General features: G+C 69.3%; 2 protein-coding genes, 2 tRNA genes and 2 pseudogenes. 5 read left to right on the top strand and 1 reads right to left on the bottom strand.

Annotated elements, in window-relative coordinates; genetic code table 11:
* Positions 1-122 precede the first annotated feature (122 nt).
* A complete protein-coding gene (locus ACFT2C_RS28940) occupies positions 123-1,835 on the bottom strand; it encodes a GMC oxidoreductase (RefSeq protein WP_377210555.1) in 1,713 nt (570 codons plus the stop codon).
* Between the two features lie 249 nt (positions 1,836-2,084).
* Here ACFT2C_RS28940 and ACFT2C_RS28935 point away from each other — a divergent pair.
* The 5 genes and pseudogenes from ACFT2C_RS28935 to ACFT2C_RS28915 all read left to right on the top strand — a co-directional run.
* Positions 2,085-2,176, top strand: a tRNA-Ser gene (locus ACFT2C_RS28935).
* 212 nt (positions 2,177-2,388) lie between these two features.
* Positions 2,389-2,461: transfer RNA gene (locus ACFT2C_RS28930), tRNA-Arg, on the top strand.
* A gap of 399 nt (positions 2,462-2,860) precedes the next feature.
* The gene (locus tag ACFT2C_RS28925) at positions 2,861-3,655 is read left to right on the top strand and encodes an IclR family transcriptional regulator C-terminal domain-containing protein (RefSeq protein WP_377210554.1); all 795 of its coding nucleotides are present in this window, start codon (positions 2,861-2,863) and stop codon (positions 3,653-3,655) included.
* Positions 3,642-3,767, top strand: a pseudogene (locus ACFT2C_RS28920) (3-oxoadipate CoA-transferase); the annotation flags it as partial. The gene ACFT2C_RS28925 and the pseudogene ACFT2C_RS28920, both read left to right, overlap by 14 nt.
* Positions 3,733-4,110 (top strand): annotated as a pseudogene (locus ACFT2C_RS28915) (CoA-transferase); the annotation flags it as partial. The pseudogenes ACFT2C_RS28920 and ACFT2C_RS28915, both read left to right, overlap by 35 nt.
* Between the last annotated feature and the right edge of the window lie 584 nt (positions 4,111-4,694).

The raw sequence follows: 4,694 nt of genomic DNA, 5'->3' as shown, positions 1-4,694 counted from the left end.
TCACGAGAGGATCGGGCACTGACGGCAGGCGTAGAGTCATCGCCCCGTCGGTCTATCGCGTCCGTCACGGCGGCCGCCCGCGGAGCAGTCCTGCCGGACAAGCGCTCTACTTCGACAACACGCTAGGTGATACCCACGATGGGCAGGCGCAGCGCGCCCGGCGCCGCCTCGGGTACCACGGGGGCGACGGGGCGCACCGGTTCCACGGATACGTAGGCCGAGCCGAGGGCGGGCCGCGCGTCGGGCTCCCCGGCGTTGGGCCAGAGCGCGCACGCGCGCTCGGCCTGCGCGGTGATCGTGAGCGAGGGGTTGACCCCCAGGTTCGCGGTGACCGCTGAGCCGTCCATGACGTGCAGCCCCTCGTGGCCGAACACGCGCAGGTAAGGGTCGACGACGCCGCCGTCCGCGTCGGAGCCGATCGCGCACCCTCCGAGGATGTGCGCGGTCAGCGGGATGTTGAACGGGTCTCCGATCGTGCCGCCGGCGATGCCCTCGACGCCGTCGTCGCCCATCTTGTCGGCCATCCGACGCACGGCTTCGTGCCCCTCGGGGATCCAGCTCGGGTTGGGGGCGCCGGTGCCCTGCCGCGATGTCATGAACCGGCCGAAGATCGAGCGCCTGGTCATGGTGGTCAGCGAGTTGTCGTGGGCTTGCATGACGAGAGCGATGACCGTCCGCTCGGACCAGCGGCGCCAGTCGAGCAGCACGGGCAGCCACTTCAGGTTCTTGCCCAGCTCGCCGATCCAGCGGACGAACCGGAACGGCCCGCCGTCCACCAGGATGTGCTGCAGCGCCGCCATGACGTTGGAACCGTGGCCGTAGCGCACGGGCTCGATATGGGTGTTCTCGTTCGGGTAGAACGACGAGGTGATGGCGAGGCCGCGTGAGTAGTCGATCGAGCCGACCTTGTGCGTCATCGCGCCGAGCAGCGCCTCCGAGTTGGTGCGCGTGAGGTGCCCGAGCCGCTCCGACAGCCGCGGCAGCGTGCCGGAGTCCTTCATGGCGTGCAGCAGCCGCTGCGTGCCGAGCGTGCCGGCACCGAACACGACCTGCCGCGCGGTGAAGGTCCGCTTCCCGGCCCACCTCTTGCCGGTGCGGTGCGTGCGGACCTCGTAGCCGCCGTCGGGCAGCGGGCGGACGACGGCGGCCATGGTGAGCGGGTGCACCACGGCGCCCGCGCGCTCCGCGAGGTAGAGGTAGTTCTTGACCAGGGTGTTCTTGGCGCCGTGCCGGCAGCCGGTCATGCACTCGCCGCACTCGATGCAGCCTGTGCGCTCCGGGCCCACGCCGCCGAAATACGGGTCCTCGGCCCGGCGGCCGGGCGACTGCGCCTCGGCGCCGCCCGGCCCGAAGTACACGCCGACCCGCGTGGGGCGGAACGTGTGGCCCACGCCCATGTCCTCGGCGACGCCCCGCATGATCTCGTCGGCGGGGGACCGGCCGTGGTACGGGACGACGCCGAGCATGCGCTCCGCCTGGTCGTAGTAGGGCGCGAGCTCGGCCTTCCAGTCGGTGATGTGCGACCAGGCGGGATCCGCGTAGAACGGGTCAAGAGGGCGGTACAGCGTGTTGGCGTACACCAGGGACCCGCCGCCCACGCCCGCCCCCGTCAGGCACAGCACGTTGCGCAGCAGGCTCACCCGCTGGATCCCGTAGCAGCCGAGGGCCGGAGCCCACAGGAATTGCTTGAGGTGCCAGGAATTCTTGGCGAACTCGTGGTCGGCGAACCTGCGGCCCGCCTCGAGCACGCCCACCCGGTAGCCCTTCTCGGTGAGGCGGAGGGCGGCAACGCTGCCGCCGAAGCCCGACCCGATGACCAAGACGTCGTAGTCCATGACCGCGAATCTACTCGCTATTGACGCTGGATGAAATAGGCGCGATCAGCCCCCGGCCCGGTGTCGTCCGACGTCGCCCGGGCGGTCCGCAGACCCTGCGCACGGGGCCGCGCACGCGAAAAACTGGCGGGATGACGGCGAATCGAGCCTTGTCGAGGAGCCGCCGGGCTCCCCGCTTTGCTCAGCCCGCCGTAGGACAGGTACCCTGGGCCGCGCGGCATCGCCCTGCCTGGGTCGAAGCTGTCGCGAGGAGACGTCGCATAGTCAGGTCTAGTGCGCCACCCTGCTAAGGTGGTAACGGAGCAATCCGTTCGAGGGTTCAAATCCCTCCGTCTCCGCCAGGAAGGTCCCGGCCGCGCGTGACGCCCGGGGCCTTTACTGCGGGAGGCTCCGGAACGTCGGTTCGGATCGCGAGCCGATCCTCCGGAGAGCTGTGACGGAGTTCTCCTCAGGAAGCGCGGATTTGAGTTTGGGTCCGCGCCGAACAGGCGGTAAGGTTCTCGTCGGTCGGCCGTGCGAACGGCGGGCCGGTTGCACCACCACAGCATGTCCTGCGCCCGTAGCTCAACGGATAGAGCATCTGACTACGGATCAGAAGGTTGGGGGTTCGAATCCCTTCGGGCGCACAGCAGGAACGAGGCCCCGGCCAGCGGAAACGCTGGTCGGGGCCTCGTCGTTGCGGGGAGTCGGGACCGTTTCTCGTGTCGCCGGCCCATGGAGTGGCCCAGCCGGGCGTTCCCCGTCATGCGCATCCGGTCGAGTCACGGTCGTGACCCAGGCCACACGACTGTTGACCGCGCCTCCCGGCTGTCGCTACGTTCACGTGCGGCACACCCGTTCGGAGAACGATCAGGGCGTCGGGCAGGGGAGCTCGACGATGCGCTCTGCCGCCGGCCCTGGGAAGTTCCGGACGGGCGTGCTGCCCAGGCGACGCACCCCCCTCGGTCGCACACGTGCAAGGCGGAGCGGCCGAATGCCCGGCCGGGGATGCGAAGCGGACGCGCACGCGGCAGGGAGGACCTGAGATGAGCGAGATCGTTCAGGATGCCGGCACCCGGTCGGGGGAGTTCGTGCAGTCTCTTGAGCGTGGGCTCGCGGTGATCCGCGCGTTCGGCGCGGACCGTGCCCGGATGACATTGAGCGAGGTGGCCCGCGAGGCCGAGCTCAGCCGGGCGTCGGCGCGACGCTTCCTGCACACCCTGGTCGAGCTCGGCTACGTGGTGACCGATGGCCGGGTGTTCGCCCTGCGTCCTCAGGTGCTCGAGCTCGGATACGCCTACCTGTCGAGCCTGTCGCTGCCCGAGGTGGCGCAGCCACACCTGGAACAGCTCGCGGAGGACGTCGGCGAGTCCTCGTCGGTAGCGGTGCTCGACGGCGCCGACATCGTGTACGTGGCCCGCGTGGCGACACGCCGCATCATGTCCGCGGCCATCCAGGTCGGCACCAGATTCCCGGCGGCCGCCACCTCGATGGGCCGTGCGGCCCTGGCACATCTGCCCGACGGCGAGCGGGAGGCCTTCCTGGCCACCGTCACCCTGGCCCCGCTGACCCCGCGCACCATCACCGACAAAGTGCTGCTGCGCGCGGAGCTGAACAACGTCCAGGAGCAGGGGTGGGCGCTCGTCGACCAGGAGCTGGAGGAAGGCCTGCGCTCGATCGCCGCGCCCCTGTGCGACGCGGCGGGCCGGGTGGTCGCGGCGGTGAACGTCTCGGCCCCCGTGCGCCGCGGCCCCGTCGACGAGATGGTCGCCGGGTTCCTGCCGCCGCTGCTGCACGCCGCTCGCGAGATCGAGGCTGATCTGGCCCGTACCCGGACGTGAGCAGGCCGAGCGGATCCGTGCGGCCTGTGCGGGACTGGGCGGCTTCTTCACGCCGACCGGGTTCGGCACGCCCCTCGCGTGGCGGCCACATCGACGTCTGTGTGCTGGGCGCGTTCCAGGTCTCGACGTCGGGCGACCTCGCGAGCTGGTCCGCGGGCAAGCCGGGGGCAGTGCCGGCGGTGGGTGGCGCGATGGGCCTGGCCGTGGGCGCGAAGCGCAGCATCGTCATGATGACGCTGCTGACCAAGGACGGCCGGCCCAAGCTCGTGCCCGATTGCACCCTCCCGCTCACCGGCGTCCGCTGCGTGTCCCGGGTATACAGCGACGTCGCAGTGATCGACGTCGGTCCCGATCTATCGGCCGACGGCGGCGCGTGTGTCGCCGAGACCTACGGCGTCTCCCACCAGGAGCTCGAAGAGATGCTGGGCCTGAGACTGGGCACTGCCGCACGCTGAGGCCGCCGGCGAGACCGGGCATGCGGCCCGATAGCGAAATCTGAATCAAAGATTACGGAGACATGGCCGGGCGGGGGAGTTCTTGGCCTGCTCACGCCCAAGGCGTCGCTGTATGGGGCGGCGGAGGCGGTCCGGTATGGCTTCGGACCGCTCCACGCTGAGGGCTTCTTGGAAAAACACCTGGTGAACAGCGCTTCTGTGTGCGCCGTCACGCGCCTCGGCTTTGACGCACCTCAGCACCTGACGTACTGTTCTGGATGTCAGCCCGACGGGCCGACGGACACGAGGCCCGGAGACGGACCGAGTGGCCGCGCCGGGGCTGGATCCCATCTCTGATGCAAGGCAGTTCACAATGTCTTGCGGGATATCGGATGTGGATCCTCTCTCGCAGAGCAACCTGATCCTCTGGATCAGCGAGTTTGCGGGGCAGGTTCCGGTCTGGTAAGTTAAAGAGGTTGCCCCGGATGGGGTCAGCATCCACAGGATGATGACTCTGACGGTGTGCGTCGGTTGTTTGAGAACTCAACAGTGTGCTTGATAGTCAATGCCAATGTTTTATCCCCTTGCGGGTGTGGCTTTGCTGA

The organism is Promicromonospora sp. NPDC057138 (assembly GCF_042670845.1).
Lineage (GTDB): Bacteria > Actinomycetota > Actinomycetes > Actinomycetales > Cellulomonadaceae > Promicromonospora.
The sequence above is the reverse complement of the archived record's forward strand: the minus strand, read 5'-3'. Positions and strand labels throughout refer to the sequence as shown.

What these genes read in the sequence shown, in the direction of transcription:
- ACFT2C_RS28925 (WP_377210554.1), top strand. Translation starts at nt 2,861, where the DNA reads ATGAGCGAGATCGTTCAGGATGCCGGCACCCGGTCGGGGGAGTTCGTG.
- ACFT2C_RS28940 (WP_377210555.1), bottom strand. Translation starts at nt 1,835, where the DNA reads ATGGACTACGACGTCTTGGTCATCGGGTCGGGCTTCGGCGGCAGCGTT.